This window comes from Streptomyces sp. SS1-1, from assembly GCF_008973465.1.
GTDB lineage: Bacteria > Actinomycetota > Actinomycetes > Streptomycetales > Streptomycetaceae > Streptomyces.
Genome location: NZ_WBXN01000004.1, coordinates 3212701 through 3233151, shown reverse-complemented (window position 1 = coordinate 3233151; position 20451 = coordinate 3212701). Strand labels below are relative to the sequence as shown.

17 protein-coding genes are annotated in these 20451 nt (G+C 72.6%); 12 read left to right on the top strand and 5 right to left on the bottom strand.

Annotated elements, in window-relative coordinates:
- Positions 1–138 precede the first annotated feature (138 nt).
- From F8R89_RS15875 to thpR, 3 genes are read left to right on the top strand one after another with little or no spacing between them, the layout of a single operon-like run.
- Positions 139–576: a MarR family winged helix-turn-helix transcriptional regulator gene (locus F8R89_RS15875; RefSeq protein WP_151784607.1), complete on the top strand. Its 438-nt coding sequence runs from the start codon at positions 139–141 to the stop codon at positions 574–576.
- 25 nt (positions 577–601) lie between these two features.
- Positions 602–1954 (top strand): MFS transporter, encoded by a 1353-nt coding sequence (locus F8R89_RS15870; protein ID WP_151784606.1) that lies wholly within the window; start codon positions 602–604, stop codon positions 1952–1954.
- A 41-nt stretch (positions 1955–1995) separates the two neighbouring features.
- On the top strand, positions 1996–2568 hold the full coding sequence (thpR, locus tag F8R89_RS15865; protein WP_151784605.1) for an RNA 2',3'-cyclic phosphodiesterase: 573 nt from the start codon (positions 1996–1998) through the stop codon (positions 2566–2568).
- Positions 2569–2724: 156 nt separating this feature from the next.
- Here thpR and F8R89_RS15860 read toward each other — a convergent pair whose 3' ends face one another.
- The 3 genes from F8R89_RS15860 to F8R89_RS15850 all read right to left on the bottom strand — a co-directional run bounded on the left by F8R89_RS15860 (position 2725) and on the right by F8R89_RS15850 (position 5114).
- Positions 2725–3717, bottom strand: coding sequence for an aldo/keto reductase (locus F8R89_RS15860; protein WP_151784604.1), 993 nt, complete (start codon positions 3715–3717; stop codon positions 2725–2727).
- A gap of 49 nt (positions 3718–3766) precedes the next feature.
- Positions 3767–4351, bottom strand: a complete 585-nt coding sequence (locus F8R89_RS15855; RefSeq protein ID WP_151784603.1) for a Uma2 family endonuclease — start codon at positions 4349–4351, stop codon at positions 3767–3769.
- An 85-nt stretch (positions 4352–4436) separates the two neighbouring features.
- A complete protein-coding gene (locus F8R89_RS15850; RefSeq protein ID WP_151784602.1) occupies positions 4437–5114 on the bottom strand; it encodes an SGNH/GDSL hydrolase family protein in 678 nt (225 codons plus the stop codon).
- Between the two features lie 133 nt (positions 5115–5247).
- Here F8R89_RS15850 and F8R89_RS15845 point away from each other — a divergent pair, with 133 nt between their 5' ends.
- The 3 genes from F8R89_RS15845 to F8R89_RS15835 all read left to right on the top strand — a co-directional run bounded on the left by F8R89_RS15845 (position 5248) and on the right by F8R89_RS15835 (position 8733).
- Entirely contained in the window at positions 5248–6219 is a 972-nt protein-coding gene (locus F8R89_RS15845) for a WD40 repeat domain-containing protein (protein ID WP_151784601.1), read from the top strand.
- A gap of 192 nt (positions 6220–6411) precedes the next feature.
- A complete protein-coding gene (locus F8R89_RS15840; RefSeq protein WP_151784600.1) occupies positions 6412–7995 on the top strand; it encodes an alpha/beta hydrolase in 1584 nt (527 codons plus the stop codon).
- Positions 7996–8091: 96 nt separating this feature from the next.
- Positions 8092–8733: a hypothetical protein gene (locus tag F8R89_RS15835; protein ID WP_151784599.1), complete on the top strand. Its 642-nt coding sequence runs from the start codon at positions 8092–8094 to the stop codon at positions 8731–8733.
- Between the two features lie 51 nt (positions 8734–8784).
- Here the strand turns inward: F8R89_RS15835 and serC are convergent, their stop codons facing one another.
- Positions 8785–9903, bottom strand: a complete 1119-nt coding sequence (serC, locus tag F8R89_RS15830; protein ID WP_151784598.1) for a phosphoserine transaminase — start codon at positions 9901–9903, stop codon at positions 8785–8787.
- Between the two features lie 80 nt (positions 9904–9983).
- Here serC and F8R89_RS15825 point away from each other — a divergent pair, with 80 nt between their 5' ends.
- The 3 genes from F8R89_RS15825 (at position 9984) to F8R89_RS15815 (ending at position 15225) form a co-directional block, all read left to right on the top strand.
- The gene (locus F8R89_RS15825; RefSeq protein ID WP_151784597.1) at positions 9984–12911 is read left to right on the top strand and encodes an FAD-binding and (Fe-S)-binding domain-containing protein; all 2928 of its coding nucleotides are present in this window, start codon (positions 9984–9986) and stop codon (positions 12909–12911) included.
- An 86-nt stretch (positions 12912–12997) separates the two neighbouring features.
- Entirely contained in the window at positions 12998–14122 is a 1125-nt protein-coding gene (locus F8R89_RS15820) for a lipid II:glycine glycyltransferase FemX (protein ID WP_151784596.1), read from the top strand.
- A gap of 137 nt (positions 14123–14259) precedes the next feature.
- Entirely contained in the window at positions 14260–15225 is a 966-nt protein-coding gene (locus F8R89_RS15815; protein WP_151784595.1) for an EamA family transporter, read from the top strand.
- A 20-nt stretch (positions 15226–15245) separates the two neighbouring features.
- On the opposite strand, the gene F8R89_RS15810 is transcribed toward F8R89_RS15815, so the two are convergent.
- Positions 15246–16073: a hypothetical protein gene (locus F8R89_RS15810; RefSeq protein ID WP_225994403.1), complete on the bottom strand. Its 828-nt coding sequence runs from the start codon at positions 16071–16073 to the stop codon at positions 15246–15248.
- A gap of 303 nt (positions 16074–16376) precedes the next feature.
- On the opposite strand from F8R89_RS15810, the gene F8R89_RS15805 reads away from it, so the two are divergent.
- From F8R89_RS15805 to F8R89_RS15795, 3 genes are read left to right on the top strand one after another with little or no spacing between them, the layout of a single operon-like run.
- Complete coding sequence (locus tag F8R89_RS15805) at positions 16377–17171, top strand: TIGR03084 family metal-binding protein (RefSeq protein ID WP_151784594.1); 795 nt, start codon at positions 16377–16379, stop codon at positions 17169–17171.
- A complete protein-coding gene (locus F8R89_RS15800) occupies positions 17168–18856 on the top strand; it encodes an acyclic terpene utilization AtuA family protein (RefSeq protein ID WP_151784593.1) in 1689 nt (562 codons plus the stop codon). The genes F8R89_RS15805 and F8R89_RS15800 overlap by 4 nt, the downstream gene beginning before the upstream one ends.
- Positions 18853–20451: an acyl-CoA carboxylase subunit beta gene (locus F8R89_RS15795; RefSeq protein ID WP_151784592.1), complete on the top strand. Its 1599-nt coding sequence runs from the start codon at positions 18853–18855 to the stop codon at positions 20449–20451. Before F8R89_RS15800 ends, F8R89_RS15795 begins: the two co-directional genes overlap by 4 nt.

The window sequence follows — 20451 nt, the reverse complement described above, 5'->3', positions numbered from 1 at the left end:
CACCTTCCGGCATGACGTGTCACGTTCCGCCGCTGGATCACCCATATGAGTGAAGACGGGATGACGTGGCGGGAGTCACGGGGGACGGGGGGCATCCCGAGTGGTATTTAGCCAGAGTAATGAGTTACGCTAATGAACATGTCGGACCTCACCCATGGCGACGACGCTGCCGCCGTGAACTCCCTGCGCTCCGGGGTCATGCGCCTCTCCCGCCGGCTCAAGCACCAGCGGGTCGACGAGTCGCTGAGCCCCACCGAGATGTCGGTGCTCGGCACCCTCTCCCTCTGCGGCAGCGCCACCCCCGGTGAGCTGGCCCGCAAGGAGCACGTCCAGCCGCCGTCGATGACCCGCATCGTCGCCCTGCTGGAGGCCAAGGGCCTGGTCCGGCTGGAGCCGCACCCGGAGGACCGGCGACAGAAGGTCGTCTCGAAGACCGAGCAGGCCGAGACGATGCTCGCCGAGAGCCGCACCAAGCGGAACGCCTTCCTGGCCACCCTCGTCGAGGGACTCGACGAGGAGGAGTGGGCGACGCTGCGCGCCGCCGCCCCCGTGCTGGAGAAGCTCGCACACCTGTAAGCAGTCACCAAGGAGGCGACCACTTTTGAGTTCGGGACCCGGAGCAGACTCCGCCCCCGCACCGACCACCCACGACTCCCCGCCCGCCCCCGAGCGCCGCTCCTCGATGTTCAGCTCGCTCCGGATCCGGAACTACCGGCTGTTCTTCCTCGGCCAGGTCGTCTCCAACACCGGCACCTGGATGCAGCGCATCGCCCAGGACTGGCTGGTGCTCAGCCTCACCGGCTCCGCCACCGCCGTCGGCATCACCACGGCCCTGCAGTTCCTGCCCATGCTGCTGCTCGGACTGTACGGCGGCGTCCTCGTCGACCGGCTGCCCAAGCGCCCCACGCTGATCGTCACGCAGTCCGCGATGGCCCTCACCGGCATCGCGCTGGCCGCCCTCACCCTCACCGGACACGTCCAGGTCTGGCACGTCTACCTGGCCGCCCTCTTCGTCGGCCTCGCGACCGTCCTCGACAACCCGGCCCGGCAGTCGTTCGTCTCCGAGATGGTCGGCCCCGGCCAGCTCCAGAACGCCGTCAGCCTCAACTCCGCGAACTTCCAGTCCGCCCGGCTCGTCGGCCCCGCCGTGGCCGGCCTGATGATCACCGGCGTCGGCACCGGCTGGGCGTTCCTCGCGAACGGCCTGTCCTTCGTCGCGCCCATCACCGGGCTGCTCATGATGCGGGCCCGCGAGCTGCACGTCGTCGAACGGGCGCCGCGCCGCAAGGGACAGCTGCGCGAGGGCCTGCACTATGTCGCCGGGCGCCCGGACCTGATCTGGACCATCGTCCTCGCCGGGTTCGTCAGCACCTTCGGCTTCAACTTCCCGGTCTTCCTGTCCGCCTTCGCCGACGACGTCTTCGACGCGGGCGCCGGCTCCTACAGCCTCTTCAACACCCTGATGGCCGTCGGCTCCCTCGCCGGGGCGCTGCTCGCCGCCCGGCGCGGCACGGCCCGGATGCGGGTGCTGATCGCCGGGGCCGTCGCCTTCGGCACGATGGAGATCGTGGCGGCCGTCGCCCCCTCGATGTGGCTGTTCGCCGTGCTCATGGTGCCCATCGGCATGTTCGGCATGACGGTCAACGTCACCGCCAACAGCAGCATCCAGATGGGCACCGACCCGAGCATGCGCGGCCGGGTGATGGCCCTCTACATGATGGTCTTCATGGGCGGCGCCCCCATCGGCGCGCCGATCGCCGGCTGGGTCACGGACGCGTACGGCGTCCGGGCCGGCCTCGCCTCGGGCGGCGCCGTCACCGCCGCCGCGGCCGTCGCGGTCGCCCTGGTCCTGGCCCGCGTCGGCGGACTGCGCCTCGCCGTCGGCTGGTGCCACGGGCACCCGAAGGTGCGGTTCGTGCCGCGCGAGCGCGAGCGGCTGGCCACGGCCGCCTGAGTCCCCGGGACGGACACGGGCACGGCGGCGAGACTCTCCCCATGAGACTCTTCGCCGCCGTGCTGCCCCCGGACGACGTTCTACGGGAACTGGACACCGAGGTCGCCGCCCTGCGGGAGCTGCCCGGTGCCGACCGGCTGCGCTGGACCGCCAGCCCCGGCCGGCACCTCACCCTCGCCTTCTTCGGCGAGGTCGACGACGCGCTGTTCCCCGAACTGTCCGCCCGTCTGGAACGCGCCGCGCACCGGACCTCCCCCTTCCCGCTGGCGCTGCACGGAGGGGGCCAGTTCGGGCACGGGCGGGCCCTGTGGACGGGAGCGCGCGGCGATGTGCCCGCCCTGCGCGTGCTGGCCGGGCGCTGTGAGGCGGCGGCCGTGAAGGCGGGCGTGCCGATGGGGGAGCACCGCCGGTACACGGCCCATCTGACGCTGGCCCGCAGCCGTACCGCCGTGGACACCCGGCCGTATGTGACGGCCCTCGCGGACTTCGCGAGCCGCACCTGGACGGTGACCGAGCTGGCGCTGGTCCGCAGCCGGCTGCCCACCTCCGGCGTGCCGGGCGAGCAGCCCCGCTACGAGGTGGTCGCCCGTCGCCCGTTCGGCGGCGCCGGTTAACCTCGATGGCGTGGACCCGAAAACCCGTAACCGGATCATGGCCGGTGCGCTCGTGCTGATGTTCGTCCTCGTGGCCCTGGCGGCGGCGCTCGGACGCTGACGGAAGCCGACGCCCTCACGCCGCCCCTCAGGTGCCTGGGAGCGCTGGGAGCGCCCCTACCAGGCGAACGCCTCCGGTGACGGTCCCGGGCCCGGGAACACCTCGTCCAGCCCGTCCAGCAGCTCCTGGCTCAGCTCCAGCTCCACGGCCCGCAGCGCCGACTCCAGCTGACCGGCCGTGCGGGGGCCGACGATCGGGCCCGTGACGCCGGGCCGGGTGAGCAGCCAGGCCAGGGCGACCTCGCCGGGCTCCAGACCGTGCTTGTCGAGCAGGTCCTCGTACGCCTGCAGGCGGGCGCGCGCCGCCGGGTCGGCGAGGGTGTCCGCCGCCCGCCCGGACGCCCGGCGCCCGCCCTCGGCCTGCTTCTTCAGCACCCCGCCCAGCAGTCCGCCGTGCAGCGGCGACCAGGGGATGACTCCGAGGCCGTAGTCCCGGGCTGCGGGGATCACCTCCATCTCGGCGCGGCGCTCGTAGAGGTTGTACAGGCACTGCTCGCTGACCAGGCCGATGGTGCCGCCGCGCCGGGCGGCGGTCTCGTTGGCCTGGGCGATCTTGTATCCGGGGAAGTTGGAGGACCCGACGTAGAGGATCTTGCCCTGCTGCACCAGTACGTCGATCGCCTGCCAGATCTCGTCGAACGGGGTGTCCCGGTCGATGTGGTGGAACTGGTAGACGTCGATGTGGTCGGTCTGGAGCCGCTTCAGGCTGGCGTCGACCGCGCGCCGGATGTTCAGCGCGGAGAGCTTGTCGTGGTTGGGCCAGACCTCGCCGTCGGCGCCCATGTTGCCGTACACCTTGGTGGCGAGGACGACCTTGTCGCGCCGGTCGCCGCCCTGGGCGAACCAGTTGCCGATGATCTCCTCGGTGCGGCCCTTGTTCTCGCCCCACCCGTAGACGTTGGCGGTGTCGAAGAAGTTGATGCCGGCGTCCAGCGCCGCGTCCATGATCGCGTGGCTGTCGGCCTCGTCGGTCTGCGGTCCGAAGTTCATCGTGCCGAGGACGAGTCGGCTGACCTTGAGTCCCGTGCGTCCGAGCTGCGTGTACTCCATGACCACCTAGCCAACGGCTTGGAGTGCGCTCCAGGCAAGGGCGTAGGTTCTAGTCGCGGGGGAACGTGGCCGTGTCGAGGGCGAGGTCGAGGGGGGTGTGGGTCAGATCCATCCGCTCGCCGAAGTCGTACCTGGACTCCGTGCGGTACTCGCCGTCCTTGGGGTCGGTGAAGAGGTGGCAGCGGCCCTGGTAGGGATCGGCGACGAGGTAGACGGGAACCCCGGCCTCCGCGTACGCGGCCTTCTTCGGGCCGTAGTCGTTCATGCCGGTCCCACGGGAGATGACCGCGGCGACGAATTCGACGTCCTCGTGGCGCCAGCCGCGCTCCGGGTCGCGTTCCGCGTCGTCACGCAGCTTCATCACGTCGGGGCAGAAGCCGTTCTCGAAGCCGGGGAAGTCGATGCGTACGTCCGACTTCACGTTGATGTCCCTGCCGAACCTGTCCTCCAGCGCGTGGATGATCCGGCGAGTGATCTCCCAGTGCGTGTCCCGCTGCGGCACCATGTGGACGGCCCCCTCGACGACCTCGGCTTTGTGACCCTCGGGGACCATCCGCTCAATCAGCTCGAACCACTGGTCGAGGCGCTGGGCGTTGTCGTCGGCCATCGCGATCCTGTCTTCGAGGACGGTCATCGTGGCGCTCCTCCCCGGCCGTCCACGGTCGGTGCGACCGCGCTGTACAACGATACGCACGGTGACCTCGGTACGGAGACGAAGCTCACACAGCGGTGTACGGCTCGCCCAGGTCCCACGCCTGGTGCATCGCGTCCGCGAAGGCGGCGGCGATCTTGTGCTCACCGCTCGCGTTCGGGTGGGTGCCGTCGTATGTGTCCAGGTCGATGGCGTACGACGGCGGCGGGGACGCCAGCAGCAGCGGGGAGCGGGGCTGGTCCAGATCGGCGACCGCCTTCGCGAGGAGTTCGTTGAAGCGGGTGACCTGCGCGGCGAAGGGGGCGTCGTTCGTGGCCCGCACGTTCGGGATGACCGGCAGTACGACGATCCGCACGCGCGGGTTGGCCGTGCGGGCCTCGGCGACGAAGGCCCGCACGTTCTCGGCCGTCTGCTCGGCGTTCGTGTAGAAGCCCAGGTCGATCAGGCCCAGCGAGACGAGGAGCACGTCGGCCCGGTGCGCGCGGACCGCGTCGGCGATCAGCGGGGCCATGTGCTGCCAGCCCTCGCCCCAGCCGGCCAGGTGGGCGCGGGGGAAGTCGGGGTCGGCGTACTCGTACGAGTCCGGGGCCTCCGTGGCCTTGTCGTACAGCGTCTCGCGCGGGCCGACGAGGGCGAAGGGACCGCCGTAGGTGTCCCGCAGGTGCTGCCACATGCGGTAGCGCCATGTGTGTTCGCCGGCGCTGCCGATGGTGATGGAGTCGCCGACGGGCATGAACCTGAGCATCCGCTCATGATGGACGATCTCCGGGGGGTGCGAGGAGCCGGTGGGGTGTGAAGCCCGCCACGCGGTGCCCCGCCCGCGCCGGGCCTCGCGGACCCCGGCTCCGAACGCCCGGGCGGGATGGCAGGCTTGGGGCATGCGCCGACCGCTCGCCATACTCGCCGGGGTCCTGCTCACCGGTGCGCTGACGCTGCCCGCGTCCGCCGCCGACGGAGCCGGGAACGAGGACTTCACGATCAAGGACCCGCGGATCACCGAGTCCAGCGGCCTGGCCGCCTCCCGGCAGCACAAGGGGATCTACTGGACGCACAACGACCAGGACACCGGCGCCTACCTGTACGCCGTCGACAGCGCCACCGGCAAGACGGTCGCCCGGATCACGATGACCGGCGTGGGCACCCCGCGGGACGTGGAGGCGATCTCCATGGGTCCCGACAACCAGCTGTACGTCGGCGACATCGGGGACAACGACGGTGTGGAGTGGCCCTATGTGTGGGTCTACAGGCTGCCCGAGCCGAAGGTCCTGAAGGACCAGACGGTCCGTGCCACGCAGTACGTCGTGAAGTACTCCGACGGCCCCCGGGACGCCGAGTCGATGGTGGTGCACCCGAAGACCGGGCGCGTCTACATCATCGACAAGCAGGAGGAGGGCGGGCACCTGTACGTGGGGCCGGAGAAGCTGTCCCCGTCCGGCACGAACGTCTTCGAGCCGACCACGCCCGTCGACCTGTGGGCCACCGACGCCGCCTTCTCACCGGACGGCAGGAGGCTCGTCGTACGCGGCTACTTCGGGGGGCTCGCCTACGACTGGAACGGCGGGAAGCTCAAGCGCCTGGAGCGGGTCAGCGTGCCGCTCGGGCAGGGGGAGTCGGTGTCGTACTCGCCCGACGGAAGCAAGATCATGCTGGGCAGCGAGGGTCTGAACAGCAGGGTGGTGGCGAAGGACGCGCCGGGAGGCAGCGAGTCCGACGCGTCGTCGTCCGGCGGCGATTCGGCCTCCTCGGACGGCGACGGCGGCACGGACGGCACCCTCAAGGCCGGCGCGGTGGCCGTGGCGGCGGTCCTGGTGGTGCTGTTCGCGCTGCGGAGGCTGTTCCGGCGGGCGTGAGGCCGCGAGTGTCGGCAGTCTGTCCGGGTATGGCGGGAACTCCCCGTTCCTGAGCGGCTCTTGAGAGCTGACTGTGCCTCGATTTGGTCAAGTCTTGCTCGAATTCGCCCATGCGCGGTGCGCGCTTCCGCGACGATGCCGGTCGGCCCGCGTCACTCGCGGGTCTGTCCCCTCACCGTTGCGAGAGACTCCATGAGAAGAAGCGCAGCCGTACTGTGCGGCGCCACGGTCGTCCTGGCCGGGACGCTCACCGCCGTCCCCGCCAGCGCCAGCGCGTCCCACTCCGCGAACACCGCCCTGGCCACCGCCGCGGCGAAGGTCACCTGGAAGAAGTGCGGGACGGACGACACCCCGACACTCCAGTGCGGATCGATCAAGGTGCCGCTCGACTACGCGAAGCCGCACGGGAAGCAGATCAAGCTGGCCCTCTCCCGCGTGCCGCACACCGCGCGCAAATCCCAGGGCCCGCTGCTCGTCAACCCCGGCGGCCCGGGCGGAAGCGGACTGGGGCTGGCCGAGTTCGTCGCCTCCTCCCTGCCCAAGGCGGTCGCCGCCCAGTACGACGTCATCGGCTTCGACCCGCGCGGCGTGGGCGAGAGCGAGCCCGCCATCGACTGCAGGCCGGGCCACTTCGACCCCGTGCGCCCCGACGCCGTGCCGAGCACCCCGGCGCTGGAGAAGGCCAACCTGGAGCGCACCAAGGCCTTCGCCAAGGCCTGCGGCACGAAGTACGCGGCCGTCCTGCCCTACATCGACACGGTCAGCGCCGTGAAGGACATGGACTCGATCCGCAAGGGCCTAGGCGCGTCGAAGATCAACTACTTCGGCTACTCGTACGGCACCTACCTCGGCGCCGTCTACGCCAAGCTGTTCCCCGAGCGGGTGCGGCGCCTGGTGCTGGACTCGATCGTCGACCCGACCGGTGTCTGGTACGAGGACAACATCCAGCAGGACTACGCCTTCGACAAGCGGCACAAGGCGTTCACGGCGTGGGTCGCCAAGTACGACTCCACGTACAAGCTCGGCACCAGCGCGAAGAAGATCGAGGCCAAGTGGTACGCCATGCGGGCGGCCCTGGCGAAGAAGCCGGCCGGCGGCAAGGTCGGCGCCTCCGAGCTGGAGGACATCTTCATACCGGGCGGCTACTACAACGGCTACTGGCCGACGCTCGCCAAGACGTTCTCGGCGTACGTCAACAAGCACGACACGGCGGCGCTGGTCAAGGCGTACGACAACATCGCCGCGATCGACGCCTCCGGTGACAACGGCTACAGCGTCTACGCGGCCGTGCAGTGCCGTGACGCCTCCTGGCCGCGCGACTGGAAGCAGTGGCGCAAGGACACCTGGGCGGTGCACGAGAAGGCCCCGTTCATGGCGTGGAACAACGCCTGGTACAACGCGCCGTGCGCGTTCTGGCCGACGAAGACGCTGAAGCCGGTGAACGTCTCCAACAGCAAGCTCCCGCCGGTGCTGCTGTTCCAGGCGACGGACGACGCGGCCACGCCCTACCAGGGCGGTGTCACCATGCACCGGCTGCTGAAGAACTCCAGCCTGGTGGTGGAGCAGGGCGGCGGCAACCACGGCATCACGCTGAGCGGCAACGCCTGCCTCGACAAGCACCTCGCGGCATACCTCACCAACGGCAAGGTCCCGCACGGCAAGGGCGTGGCCGACGCGGTGTGCGCCAAGCTCCCCGACCCCACCCCGCAGCCGGCGACGGCGCAGAAGGCGGCGGCGGGCAACAGCCTGCGCGCCCTGCTGAGTTCCGCGCGGTGACCCGCTCCTGACGTAACGCCAGAGGGGCGTCCGGCGACTGTCGCCGGACGCCCCTCTCGGCTGTCCGGCCGCGTCCTCGCCGTTAACATGCGGCCCATGGAGCAGTACAGACGCCCGATCGGGGAACTGCCGGGCGATCCACGCCGGTTGACGCTGGAGTACCGCCTCGGGGAGTCCTTGAGCGGCGTGGACGACCGGTACGGCGTCGAGGAGTGGACGGTGTCGGTGCGGGTGGCGCGGTTCCGGGACCGCACCGTCGGCGGGGCCGTCGGCTCCCTGACCTTCTTCCGGCTGCGTCAGGACGAGCGGTTCAGCCCGTTCCCGGCCGGGGACGCGGAGGGCGAGGACCGTGCCCTCTTCCACACCGTCATGGGCTGCTACGACCTCGGACGGGGCGGCTACTCGCGGGAGTTCCGAGACAGCGTGACGTCCGCCGACGGCGACCTGCTCGTCCTGGGGGACGTCCGGCTGGACCCGGAGTGGCGCGGTGCCGGACTCGGGCCCGTGCTCGCCTCCCAGGCGCTGTGGACCCTGGCCACCGGGTGCGCCGCGGTGGCCGCCGCTCCGCCGGGGCCCGCGCTCACGGCCCGGTGCGCGTCGCTCGGCTTCCGGCGCCGCCCCCGGCCCCTGGGACACCTCCTCGACCCGGCCGCCGAGGAGGCGCGGGACGCGCGGGAGGAGCAGCGCCGCCGGTACGACGCCCTGGCCGACGCCTGGCGCGCGGCGCATCGCGGATGAGAAAGGGCGCCCGGTCCACCGGGCGCCCTTTCCGTCACGTGCGGGAGAAGGTCAGAGCTTCTCGATGACGTGGTCGACGCACTTCGTCAGGGCCTCGATGTCCGCCGGGTCGATCGCCGGGAACATCGCGACGCGCAGCTGGTTGCGGCCGAGCTTGCGGTACGGCTCGGTGTCGACGATGCCGTTGGCGCGCAGCACCTTGGCGACGGCGGCGGCGTCCACCTCGTCCGTGAAGTCGATCGTGCCGATGACCTGCGAGCGCTTGGCCGGGTCGGTGACGAACGGGTTGGCGTACTTGCTGTCCTCGGCCCAGCCGTACAGGGTGCGGGCGGAGGCGGCGGTGCGGCCGACCGCCCAGTCCAGGCCGCCCTGGCCGTTGATCCACTCCAGCTGCTGGTTCAGCAGGAACAGGGTGGCGAGGGCCGGGGTGTTGTACGTCTGGTTCTTGCGGGAGTTGTCGATCGCCGTCGGCAGCGAGAAGAACTCCGGGATGTGGCGGCCGGAGGCGTGGATCCGCTCGGCGCGCTCGATCGCGGCCGGGGAGAACACGCCGATCCACAGGCCGCCGTCGGAGGCGAAGGACTTCTGCGGGGCGAAGTAGTAGACGTCCGTCTCGGCGATGTCGACCGGCAGACCGCCCGCGCCGGAGGTCGCGTCGACCAGGACCAGCGCGCCCTCGTCGGCGCCGGCCACACGCTTGATCGGCATGGCGACACCGGTGGAGGTCTCGTTGTGGGTGAAGGCGTACACGTCGACGCCGGCCTCGGCGGCCGCCTCGGGGTGCGTGCCCGGGTCGCTCGCCACGACGGTCGGCTCGGCCAGCCAGGGGGCCAGCTTCGCGGCCTTGGCGAACTTGGAGGAGAACTCGCCGAACGTGAGGTGCTGCGACTTGTTCTCGATCAGGCCGTGCGTCGCGATGTCCCAGAACGCGGTGGAGCCGCCGTTGCCGAGGATCACCTCGTACCCGTCGGGCAGGGAGAACAGCTCCTTGATGCCCTCGCGCACCTGGCCGACCAGGTTCTTCACCGGGGCCTGGCGGTGGGAGGTGCCGAGCAGGGAGGTACCGGTCGCGGCCAGCGCGTCCAGCGCTTCCGTCCGCACCTTGGAGGGGCCCGCGCCGAAACGACCGTCGGCGGGCTTGATGTCAGCGGGAATCTGGATCTCAGCCACGACACGGAGGGTAGCCGGTGGAGGAAACCCGGGTGAAACCTCGTCCGTCCGGTGAGACGGCGGCCTGGTTGAGTGGACGTATGGCCGAACTGGAGACGGAACTGCGCGCGGCGGTCCGGGGCGAGGTCGGGTTCGACGTCACGTCCCGCGCGCTGACGACGATGGACGCGTCCAACTACCGGCGTGTCCCGCTGGGGGTGGTGGCCCCCCGGGACGCCGGCGACGTCGCCGCCGCGCTGGCGGTGTGCCGGGAGCACGGGGTGCCGGTGGTGGCGCGCGGCGGGGGCACGTCCATCGCCGGACAGGCCACCGGCACCGGGGTCGTGCTGGACTTCACCCGGCACATGGACCGGCTGCTGTCGCTGGACCCGGAGACACGCACCGCCGTCGTGCAGCCCGGACTGGTCCTCGACCGGCTCCAGGAAGCCGCAGCCCCGCACGGACTGCGGTTCGGGCCCGACCCGTCCACGCACAGCCGCTGCACCCTCGGCGGCATGATCGGCAACAACTCCTGCGGGTCGCACTCCGTGGCGTGGGGGACGACCGCCGACAGCGTGCGCGAGCTGGAGGTGCTCACCGCGCGCGGCGAACGGCTGCGCCTCGGCCGTGACTGGGCGGGCGCGCCCGAGGGGCTGCGTGCCCTGGTGGAGGGCGACCTGGCGCGGCTGCGGACCGGCTTCCCGGAGCTGCCCCGCCGGATCTCCGGGTACGCCCTCGACGCGCTGCTGCCCGAGAACGGCGCCGACGTGGCCCGCTCGTTCTGCGGCAGCGAGGGCACCCTCGGCGTGCTCACCGAGGCCGTCGTGACGCTCGTGCCGGCGCCCCGCGCGCGAGCGCTCGCGGTGCTGGCGTACGCCGACGAGAGCGCCGCCGCCGAGGCGGCCGCAGGACTGCTGCCGCTGGGGCCGCTCACCGTGGAGGGCATGGCCGCCGACCTCGTGCCGGCGTCGGCCGCGCTGCCCCGGGGCGGCGCCTGGCTGTTCGTGGAGACGGGCGGGGAGTCCGAGGGCGAGGCACGCGCGCGTGCGGAGGCGGTCGTGCGTGCCGCCGACGTGGTGGACGCGGCGGTCGTCACCGACCCGGCCGGGCAGCGGGCCCTGTGGCGGCTGCGGGAGGACGCCAGCGGCACGGCGACCCGGATGCCGGACGGCGCGGAGGCGTGGCCCGGCTGGGAGGACTGCGCGGTGCCTCCGGCGCGGCTCGGCGCCTATCTGCGGGAGTTCCGGGCGCTGCTGGCCGCCCACGGGCTGCGCGGGGCGCCGTACGGGCACTTCGGGGACGGCTGCATCCACGTCCGGATCGACTTCGACCTGCTCACCGAGCGGGGCGTCGGCCGCTTCCGGCGCTTCTCCGAGGAACTGGCCGCCCTGGTCGTCGCGCACGGCGGCTCGCTGTCCGGGGAGCACGGCGACGGGCAGGCACGGGCCGAACTGCTGCCGAGGATGTACGGGCAGGAGACGGTCCGGCTGTTCGAGCGCGCCAAGGGCGTGTGGGACCCGGACGGCCTGCTCAACCCGGGGATGCTGGTGCGCCCGGCGCCCCTCGACGCGAACCTGCGCTTCGCGGTCCTGCCCCGCGAGCCCGTCGACGTCGCCTTCGGCTACCCGGCGGACGGCGGCGACTTCACGGCGGCCGTCCGCCGCTGCGTCGGCGTCGCCAAGTGCCGTACGACGTCGGTGTCCGGGTCCGCCGTGATGTGCCCGTCGTTCCGGGCGACCGGGGCCGAGGAGCACTCCACGCGCGGGCGTGCCCGGCTGCTCCACGAGATGCTCGCCGGGGAACTGGTGACCGACGGGTGGCGCTCGGACGAGGTGCGTGACGCGCTGGATCTGTGCCTGGCCTGCAAGGGGTGCCGCTCCGACTGTCCGGTCGGGGTGGACATGGCCACGTACAAGGCGGAGTTCCTGCACCACCACTACGCAGGCCGGCGCCGGCCCGCCGCGCACCACAGCATGGGGCGGCTGCCCCGCTGGCTGCGCCTGGTGGACCGGACGCGGACGGCGGCCCTGGTCAACTCCCTCGCCGCCGTCCCGCCGCTGGCACGGCTGGCGCGACGGCTCGGCGGGATCGCGCCCGAGCGGCGGCTCCCGAGGCTCGCGACCCGCACCTTCAGCCGCTGGTGGGAGACGCGGGAGCAGCCCGCGGCCCCGGCGGGCGGGGAGCTGGTCGTGCTGTGGCCGGACACCTTCACCGAGCATCTGTCGCCGTCCGTCGGGCGGGCGGCCGTCCGGGTGCTGGAGGCGGCCGGGCTGCGGGTCGCGCTGCCGCCGACGGTGCGCATGACCCCGTCCGGGCGGGGCGGGGGCCTCGCGGTGCCGATGGACCCGCTGTCCGTGCTGCGCGGCCGGGAGCGGGTCTGCTGCGGCCTGACGTACGTCTCCACCGGCCAGCTCGACCGGGCCCGCGCGGTGCTGCGGCGCACGCTGGACCTCGTGGAACCGCTGCTGGAACGGGACACGCCGGTCGTCGTCCTGGAGCCGAGCTGCGGGGCGTCCCTGCGCACGGACCTGCCCGAGCTGCTGCACGACGACCCCCGCGCCCGGCGCCTCGCCGACCGCGTATTGACCTTCGCGGAGGCCCTGGAGCGGTACGCGCCCGGCTGGACGCCGCCCCGGATCGGACGGCAGGCGGCCGGGCAGACCCACTGCCACCAGCACGCCGTCCTCGGTGACGCGCCCGACCGGCGGCTGCGGGAGGCGGCCGGGCTGACCGGCGAGCTGAGCGGCGGCTGCTGCGGCCTCGCGGGGAACTTCGGGTTCGAGAAGGGGCACTACGACATGTCCGTGGCGTGCGCGGAGGAGCAGCTGCTGCCTGCGGTGCGGGACGCCGGGGAGGACGCCGTCGTCCTGGCGGACGGCTACTCCTGCCGGACCCAGCTGGCGCAGCTCGCGGGCGTGCGGGGCCGCCATCTGGCCGAGGTCCTCGCGGACGCGCTGGAGACGGGGGGATTGGGCCGTCCGGGAGCGGACGGACCCGCAGGAGATGAGCGGGACGGGGGCCGCGCCTAGGCTGGCTGATCAGTGGACCGCCGCCCCCCGGTGGGGCCCGGCACCCCCTTCCCGGACCGTCCGTCCGGTCGTCGACAGGAGCCCCCATGCCCCTCCTCCTCCGGCCCATCACGCGCGACGAGCACCTGGCGTTCGTCGCGGCCCGCCGGTCCGCCAGCCACACCCAGGTCCCGTCCTGGGGCGAGGTGAAGCCGGACTGGACGGCGGAGAGCCTGGGCTGGTTCGACGACGAGGGGCGGCTGCTGGGCACGGGCCTCGTGCTCTACCGGCCGCTGCCCCGCCTGAGGAGGTACCTGGCGTATCTGCCGGAGGGCCCGCTCATCGACTGGCACGCGCCCGACCTGGCCGAGCGGTGGCTGGCGCCGATGGTCGCGCACCTGAGGCGCAAGGGCGCCTTCTCGGTGCGGATGGGCCCGCCCGTCGTCGCGCGCCGCTGGAGCCCGGACACGGTGAAGGCGGCCATCGCCGACCCCGCCGCGCACCGGCTGCGCGACGTGGAGCCCACGGCGGACGACCCGCGCGCCGCCGACGTCGAGGAGCGCCTGCGGGCCGCCGGATGGCGGCGGTCGGAGCCGGCGAGCGAGGAGGGCTTCGCGGCGGGCCAGCCCCAGTACGTCTGCCAGGTGCCGCTGGCCGGGCGGTCGCTGGAGGACGTGCAGCGCGGGCTCAACCAGCAGTGGCGGCGCAACATCAAGAAGGCCGAGAAGGCGGGCGTCAAGATCGTGCGGGGCGGCCGGGAGGACCTGCCCGTCTTCCACGAGCTGTACCGGGAGACCGCCGAGCGGGACCGGTTCGTGCCGCGTCCGCTGCCCTACTTCGAGCGCATGTGGAGCGCGCTCACCGCCGAGCACCCGGACCGGATGCGGCTCTACCTCGCCCACCACGACGGCGAGGTCCTGGCCGCCGCCACGATGCTCACCGTCGGCGAGCACGTCTGGTACTCGTACGGCGCCTCCACCAGCCGCCGCCGCGAGGTCCAGCCGAACAACGCGATGCAGTGGCAGATGATCGCCGACGCGCACGCGGCGGGCGCCGCCGTCTACGACTTCCGGGGCATCACCGACACCCTGGAGGAGTCCGACCACCTGCTGGGCCTGCTGCGCTTCAAGGTGGGCGCGGGCGGCGAGGCCGTCGAGTACCTGGGCGAGTGGGACCTCCCGCTCAACCGGCTGCTGCACCGGGCCCTGCATCTGTACATGGCCCGCAGGTAGGTCGGGGCCGGGGCGGCCCCGCCGTCCACAGTCTGGGACAGTGGCATAAGCAGTTCACACGCCTGACCGAGTCCACTACCGTGGACTAGGCAGTACAGCACGCTGAACGACTTTCCAGCCAAGCCCAGGAACGCCCCGTGAGCCTCCCCGAAGCCGCCGCAGCCCCCGCGCACGCCGGCGCCCCGGCCCCCTCCGCGCCGCCGGTCCCCGGCACCCCCGGCCGCCGCGGCTCCCTCGGTCCGGTGGGCCTGGTGCTCGCCGGCGGCATCTCGGTCCAGTTCGGCGGCGCCCTCGCGGTGGGCCTGATGCCGCGCGCGGGCGCGCTCGGCGTCGTCGCGCTGCGGCTGCTGGTCGCGGCCGTCGTCCTGCTGCTGGTCTGCCGGCCCCGGCTGCGCGGCCACTCCCGGACCGACTGGGGCACGGTGGTCGTCTTCGGCGTCACCATGGCCGCGATGAACGGCCTCTTCTACCAGTCGGTCGCCCGCATCCCGCTCGGTCCCGCGGTCACCCTGGAGGTGCTCGGCCCGCTCGCCCTGTCCGTGCTGAGCTCCCGGCGCGCCCTCAACCTCGTCTGGGCCGGGCTGGCCCTCGCCGGTGTCTTCCTGCTCGGTGGCGGCGGCTTCAGCGACCTGGACCCGCTCGGTGTGGCCTTCGCCCTGGGTGCCGGCGCCATGTGGGCGGCCTACATAGTCTTCAGCGCCCGCACGGGCCGGCGCTTCCCGCAGGCCGACGGCCTCGCACTGGCCATGACGGTGGGGGCGGTGCTGTTCCTGCCCCTGGGCCTGGCCGAATCCGGCGCCAAGCTGGCCGACCCCGTCACGATCGGGCTGGGCGCGGCCGTGGCGATGCTCTCCTCGGTCCTGCCGTACACGCTCGAACTCCTCGCCCTGCGCCGGCTGCCCGCCGCGACCTTCGCGATCCTGATGAGCCTGGAACCGGCGATCGCCGCGACCGCCGGGTTCCTCGTCCTGGACCAGGCCCTGTCCACCACCCAGGCGCTCGCCATCGCGCTCGTCATCGCGGCGACCATGGGGGCCGTGCGGACACAGGTGGGGCGGGGGAGGAAGGCGAAGGCCGCGTCCCCCGTGGGCGACGCGGCCTGATACCTCCTGGGCAGGGCTTTCTAGCGCATCAGCAGGCCGCGCATCCCCAGGCCGTAGTGCACCCGCAGCCGGTGCAGTTCCCACAGGCCCACCGCCGTGACGGACAGCGGGGAGCCCAGGATGAACACGTACCGGACCACCGTCGGCACGCCCTCGTGGGCGCCGGTGAACACGTCGATCAGCGCCATCTCCCACGCCAGCGCCATGATCAGCAGCGGCGGCACCGTCTCGTGGATGTCGGCCGTGCGGAACACGTGCTGGACGGCGAGTCCCACGCCCCAGACCACGAACGGCAGCACCCAGAAGAAGATGAAGACGCTGACCGCGAGGACGAAGCCCTTCATCGGGGTGAAGTCGCCTTCCCAGAGCGAATCGTCGTCCCCGTAGAACCCCGACAGCACGACGATCGGGAAGACGGACGCCGCCGCCATCATGGCCACGATCGCGCCGAAGCACCGCCCGGCCCGGCGCAGCAGGTCCCGCCGCGCCGCCGGAGCGGCCAGGACGTAGAGGACGCCGACCAGGATCGGGAGGGTCGCCGCCAGCGCGAGGGCGCTGGTCCACGACTTGTCGACCTGGTCGCCCGCCGTATCGCTGATCCTGGTGGAGAGCTTGTAGGTGTAGGACATCCACAGGAACGCGGCCACACCGACCCAGGTCCTGATCCTCCGCATCCGGGCCACCTCGGGGTCCGAGACGATGCCCGGCCGGGACGGGGTGAAGACCCTGCGCGCGGTGTGGATGGGGCCGATCCGCCGCCGCAGCCGGGTGACCGGCCCGCCCGGCGGCGGCCCCGGCGGCCCCGGGTAGGGCGGCTGGGGCTGCGGCGGCACATGGGGCTGGGGCACATGTGGCTGGGGCACATAAGGCTGCGGCGGATAAGGCTGAGGTGGCTGCGGCTGGTAGGGCTGGGGCCCCTGGGGCGGTTGTCCGCCCGGGTTCCAGTTGCTCATCGTTCGTCCCCCGATATACGCGTGTGCGCCGCGTAGGGCGCGATCGCCGAGTGTAGGGAGCACACAGGGTCCGCACAGCCCTCACCTCGGGTCGTGCACCGAACGAACGCAATTATGCAAGCATGCTTGCTTGTTTTCTCCGCCGCTGCCATGCTCCTCAGCACGCCGCACACCGCCGTGCCCCGAGGGGAGCGTCCCGTGTCCGATCCGACGCCCGTGTTCGACGACCTGCGCGAGGAGAGCGAGGAACTCGACCGTCTCGTCGCCGAGTTGAGCCCCGAGCAGTGGGCGCTCGCCACCCCGGCGCCCGGCTGGAGCGTCGCCCACCAGATCGCGCACCTCGCCTGGACGGACCACTCGGCGCTGCTGGCCGCCACCGACATGGACGCCTTCCACACCCTGGTGGAGAAGGCGCTGGTGGCGCCGGGCTCCTTCGTCGACGACGGCGCCGAGGAGGGGGCCGCGCTGCCGCCCGCCGAGCTGCTGACGCGCTGGCGCGAGGGAAGGGCCGCCCTGGACAAGGCGCTGCGCGCGGCCCCGCGGGGAGGCAAGCTGCCCTGGTACGGCCCGCCCATGTCGGCGGCCTCCATGGCGACGGCCCGGCTCATGGAGACCTGGGCCCACGGCCTGGACATCGCCGACGCACTCGGTGTGGTGCGCCCACCCACCGACCGGCTCCGGCATGTGGTGTGGATCGGGGTGCGCACCCGTGACTTCGCCTTCACCGTCCATGGCCTGCCCGTGCCGTTCGAGCCGTTCCGCATCGAACTGACCGCCCCGTCCGGCGAGCTGTGGACCTACGGCCCCGAGGACGCCGGCCAGCGGGTCACCGGCTCCGCCGTCGACTTCTGCCGGCTGGTCACCCAGCGCGCCCACCGCTCCGACCTGGACCTGCGGGCCGAAGGCCCGGACGCCGACCGCTGGTTCGACATTGCCCAGGTCTTCGCGGGACCGCCCGGCGCCGGACGCGGCCCGAAGGGGGACGCCCGGTGACGGCGGCCGCCCGGCCGCTGCGGATCGGCAACGCCTCCGGCTTCTACGGCGACCGCTTCGACGCCATGCGCGAGATGCTGACCGGCGGCGAACTGGACGTCCTCACCGGTGACTACCTCGCCGAGCTGACCATGCTCATCCTCGGCCGCGACCGCCTGAAGGACCCCGGAGCCGGGTACGCCCGCACCTTCCTGCGGCAGCTGGAGGAGTGCCTCGGCCTCGCGCACGAGCGGGGCGTGCGGATCGTCGCCAACGCGGGCGGACTCAACCCGGCCGGGCTCGCCGACGCCGTACGGGCCCTCGCGGACCGGCTCGGAGTGCCCGTGCGCGTCGCCCATGTCGAGGGCGACGACCTGGCCGCCCGCCACCCCGGCGCGCTCGCCGCCCACGCCTACCTCGGCGGCTTCGGGATCGCCGCCTGCCTGCGGGAGGGCGCCGACGTCGTGGTCACCGGCCGGGTGACCGACGCGGCCCTGGTGACCGGTCCCGCCGCCGCCCACTTCGGTTGGGGGCCCGGCGACCACGACCAGCTCGCGGGCGCCGTGGTCGCCGGACATGTGCTGGAGTGCGGGGCGCAGGCGACCGGCGGCAACTACGCCTTCTTCGACGTGGACGCCACGACCCGCCCCGGCTTCCCCCTCGCCGAACTGCACGAGGACGGAAGCTGCGTCATCACCAAGCACCCCGGCACCGGCGGGCTCGTCGACGTCGGCACGGTCACCGCCCAACTGCTCTACGAGACGGCGGGCGCCCGCTACCCGGGACCCGACGTCACCGCCCGGCTGGACACCGCCCGCCTCACCCAGGACGGCCCCGACCGGGTACGGATCGACGGAGTGCGCGGCGAGGCCCCGCCCCCGGAGCTGAAGGTCGGCGTGAACCGGCTCGGGGGCTTCCGCAACGAGGTCGTCTTCGTGCTCACCGGACTGGACGTCGAGGCCAAGGCGGCCCTCGTACGGCGGCAGATGGACGACGCGCTCGCCGCGTCCCGGCCCGCCGAGACACGGTGGGACCTGGTCCGCACCGACCGGCCCGACGCGCCGACGCAGGAGACGGCGAGCGCCCTGCTCCGGCTTGTCGTGCGGGACCCGGCCCAGGAGAACGTCGGACGGGCGCTCAGCGGCGCCGCCATCGAGCTGGCGCTCGCCAGCTACCCCGGCTTCCACGTGCTCGCACCACCCGGAAAGGGCACGCCCTATGGGGTGTTCGAGGGTGTGTACGTCCCCCATGGTGCCGTCGACCATGTGGCCGTCCTCCACGACGGACGCCGGATCAGCGTGCCCCCGCCCCAGGAGACGGCTGTGCTCGACGCCGTCCCGGAGCCGCCGCTGCCCGAGCCGCCGCGCGCCGGGCCCACCCGGCGCGCCCCGCTCGGCCTGGTCGCCGGCGCCCGCAGCGGCGACAAGGGCGGGGACGCCAACGTCGGTGTCTGGGCCCGCACCGACGACGCCTGGCGCTGGCTCGCCCACACGCTCACCGTGGACCGGTTCCGGGAGCTGATCCCGGAGAGCCGCGATCTGAAGGTGACCCGGCACGTCCTGCCGGAGCTGCGCGCCCTGAACTTCGTCGTCGAGGGCATCCTCGGCGAGGGCGTCGCCGCCCAGCACCGCTTCGACCCGCAGGCCAAGGCCCTCGGTGAATGGCTGCGCAGCCGCCACCTCGACATCCCGGAGAGTCTGCTGTGACCGTCCTGCCCACCGCCCTGGACCCCACGGGCCCCGACCACCGGGCGAACCGCGAGGCCATGCTCGCCAAGCTGGCCGACCTCGACGCCGAGCACGCCAAGGCCCTCGCGGGCGGCGGCGAGAAGTACGTCCAGCGGCACCGGGGACGGGGCAAGCTGCTCGCCCGCGAACGCATCGAGCTGCTCCTCGACCCGGACACGCCGTTCCTGGAGCTGTCCCCGCTGGCCGCCTGGGGCAGCGACTACACCGTTGGCGCCTCCCTGGTCACCGGCATCGGGGTGGTCGAGGGCGTGGAGTGCCTGATCACCGCCAACGACCCGACCGTGCGCGGCGGGGCCAGCAACCCGTGGTCGCTGAAGAAGGCGCTGCGCGCCAACGACATCGCGCTCGCCAACCGGCTGCCCGTGATCAACCTCGTGGAGTCCGGCGGCGCCGACCTGCCCTCCCAGAAGGAGATCTTCATCCCCGGGGGCGCCATCTTCCGGGACCTGACCCGGCTGTCGGCGGCCGGCATCCCCACCGTCGCCGTCGTCTTCGGCAACTCGACGGCGGGCGGCGCCTACGTACCCGGCATGTCCGACCACGTGATCATGGTCAAGGAGCGCGCCAAGGTGTTCCTCGGCGGTCCGCCGCTGGTGAAGATGGCGACCGGCGAGGAGAGCGACGACGAGTCGCTCGGCGGCGCCGGGATGCACGCGCGGGTGTCGGGTCTCGCCGACTACTTCGCCGTCGACGAACCGGACGCCCTGCGCCAGGCCCGGCGGGTCGTGGCCCGGCTCAACCACCGCAAGGCGTACCCGGATCCGGGCCCCGCCGAGCCGCCCAAGTACGACCCGGAGGAACTCCTCGGCATCGTCCCCGGCGACCTGAGGACGCCGTTCGACCCGCGCGAGGTCATCGCCCGGATCGTCGACGGCTCCGACTTCGACGAGTTCAAGCCGCTGTACGGGACCAGTCTGGTGACCGGCTGGGCGGCCCTGCACGGCTATCCCGTCGGGGTGCTGGCGAACGCCCAAGGCGTCCTGTTCAGCGAGGAGTCGCAGAAGGCCGCCCAGTTCATCCAGCTCGCCAACCAGCGCGACATCCCGCTGCTGTTCCTGCACAACACCACCGGCTACATGGTCGGAAAGGAGTACGAGCAGGGCGGCATCATCAAGCACGGCGCGATGATGATCAACGCGGTCTCCAACTCCCGTGTCCCGCACCTGTCCGTCCTCATGGGCGCCTCCTACGGCGCCGGGCACTACGGCATGTGCGGCCGGGCCTACGACCCGCGCTTCCTGTTCGCCTGGCCCAGCGCCAAGTCGGCCGTGATGGGCCCCCAGCAGCTCGCCGGGGTGCTGTCCATCGTCGCCCGGCAGTCGGCGGCCGCGAAGGGGCAGCCGTACGACGACGAGGCGGACGCGGCGCTGCGGGCCATGGTGGAGCAGCAGATCGAGTCCGAGTCGCTGCCGATGTTCCTGTCCGGGCGGCTGTACGACGACGGCGTCATCGACCCCCGCGACACCCGCACCGTCCTCGGCCTGTGCCTGTCCGCCGTCCACACCGCCCCCTACGAGGGCGCGCGCGGCGGCTTCGGCGTCTTCCGGATGTGA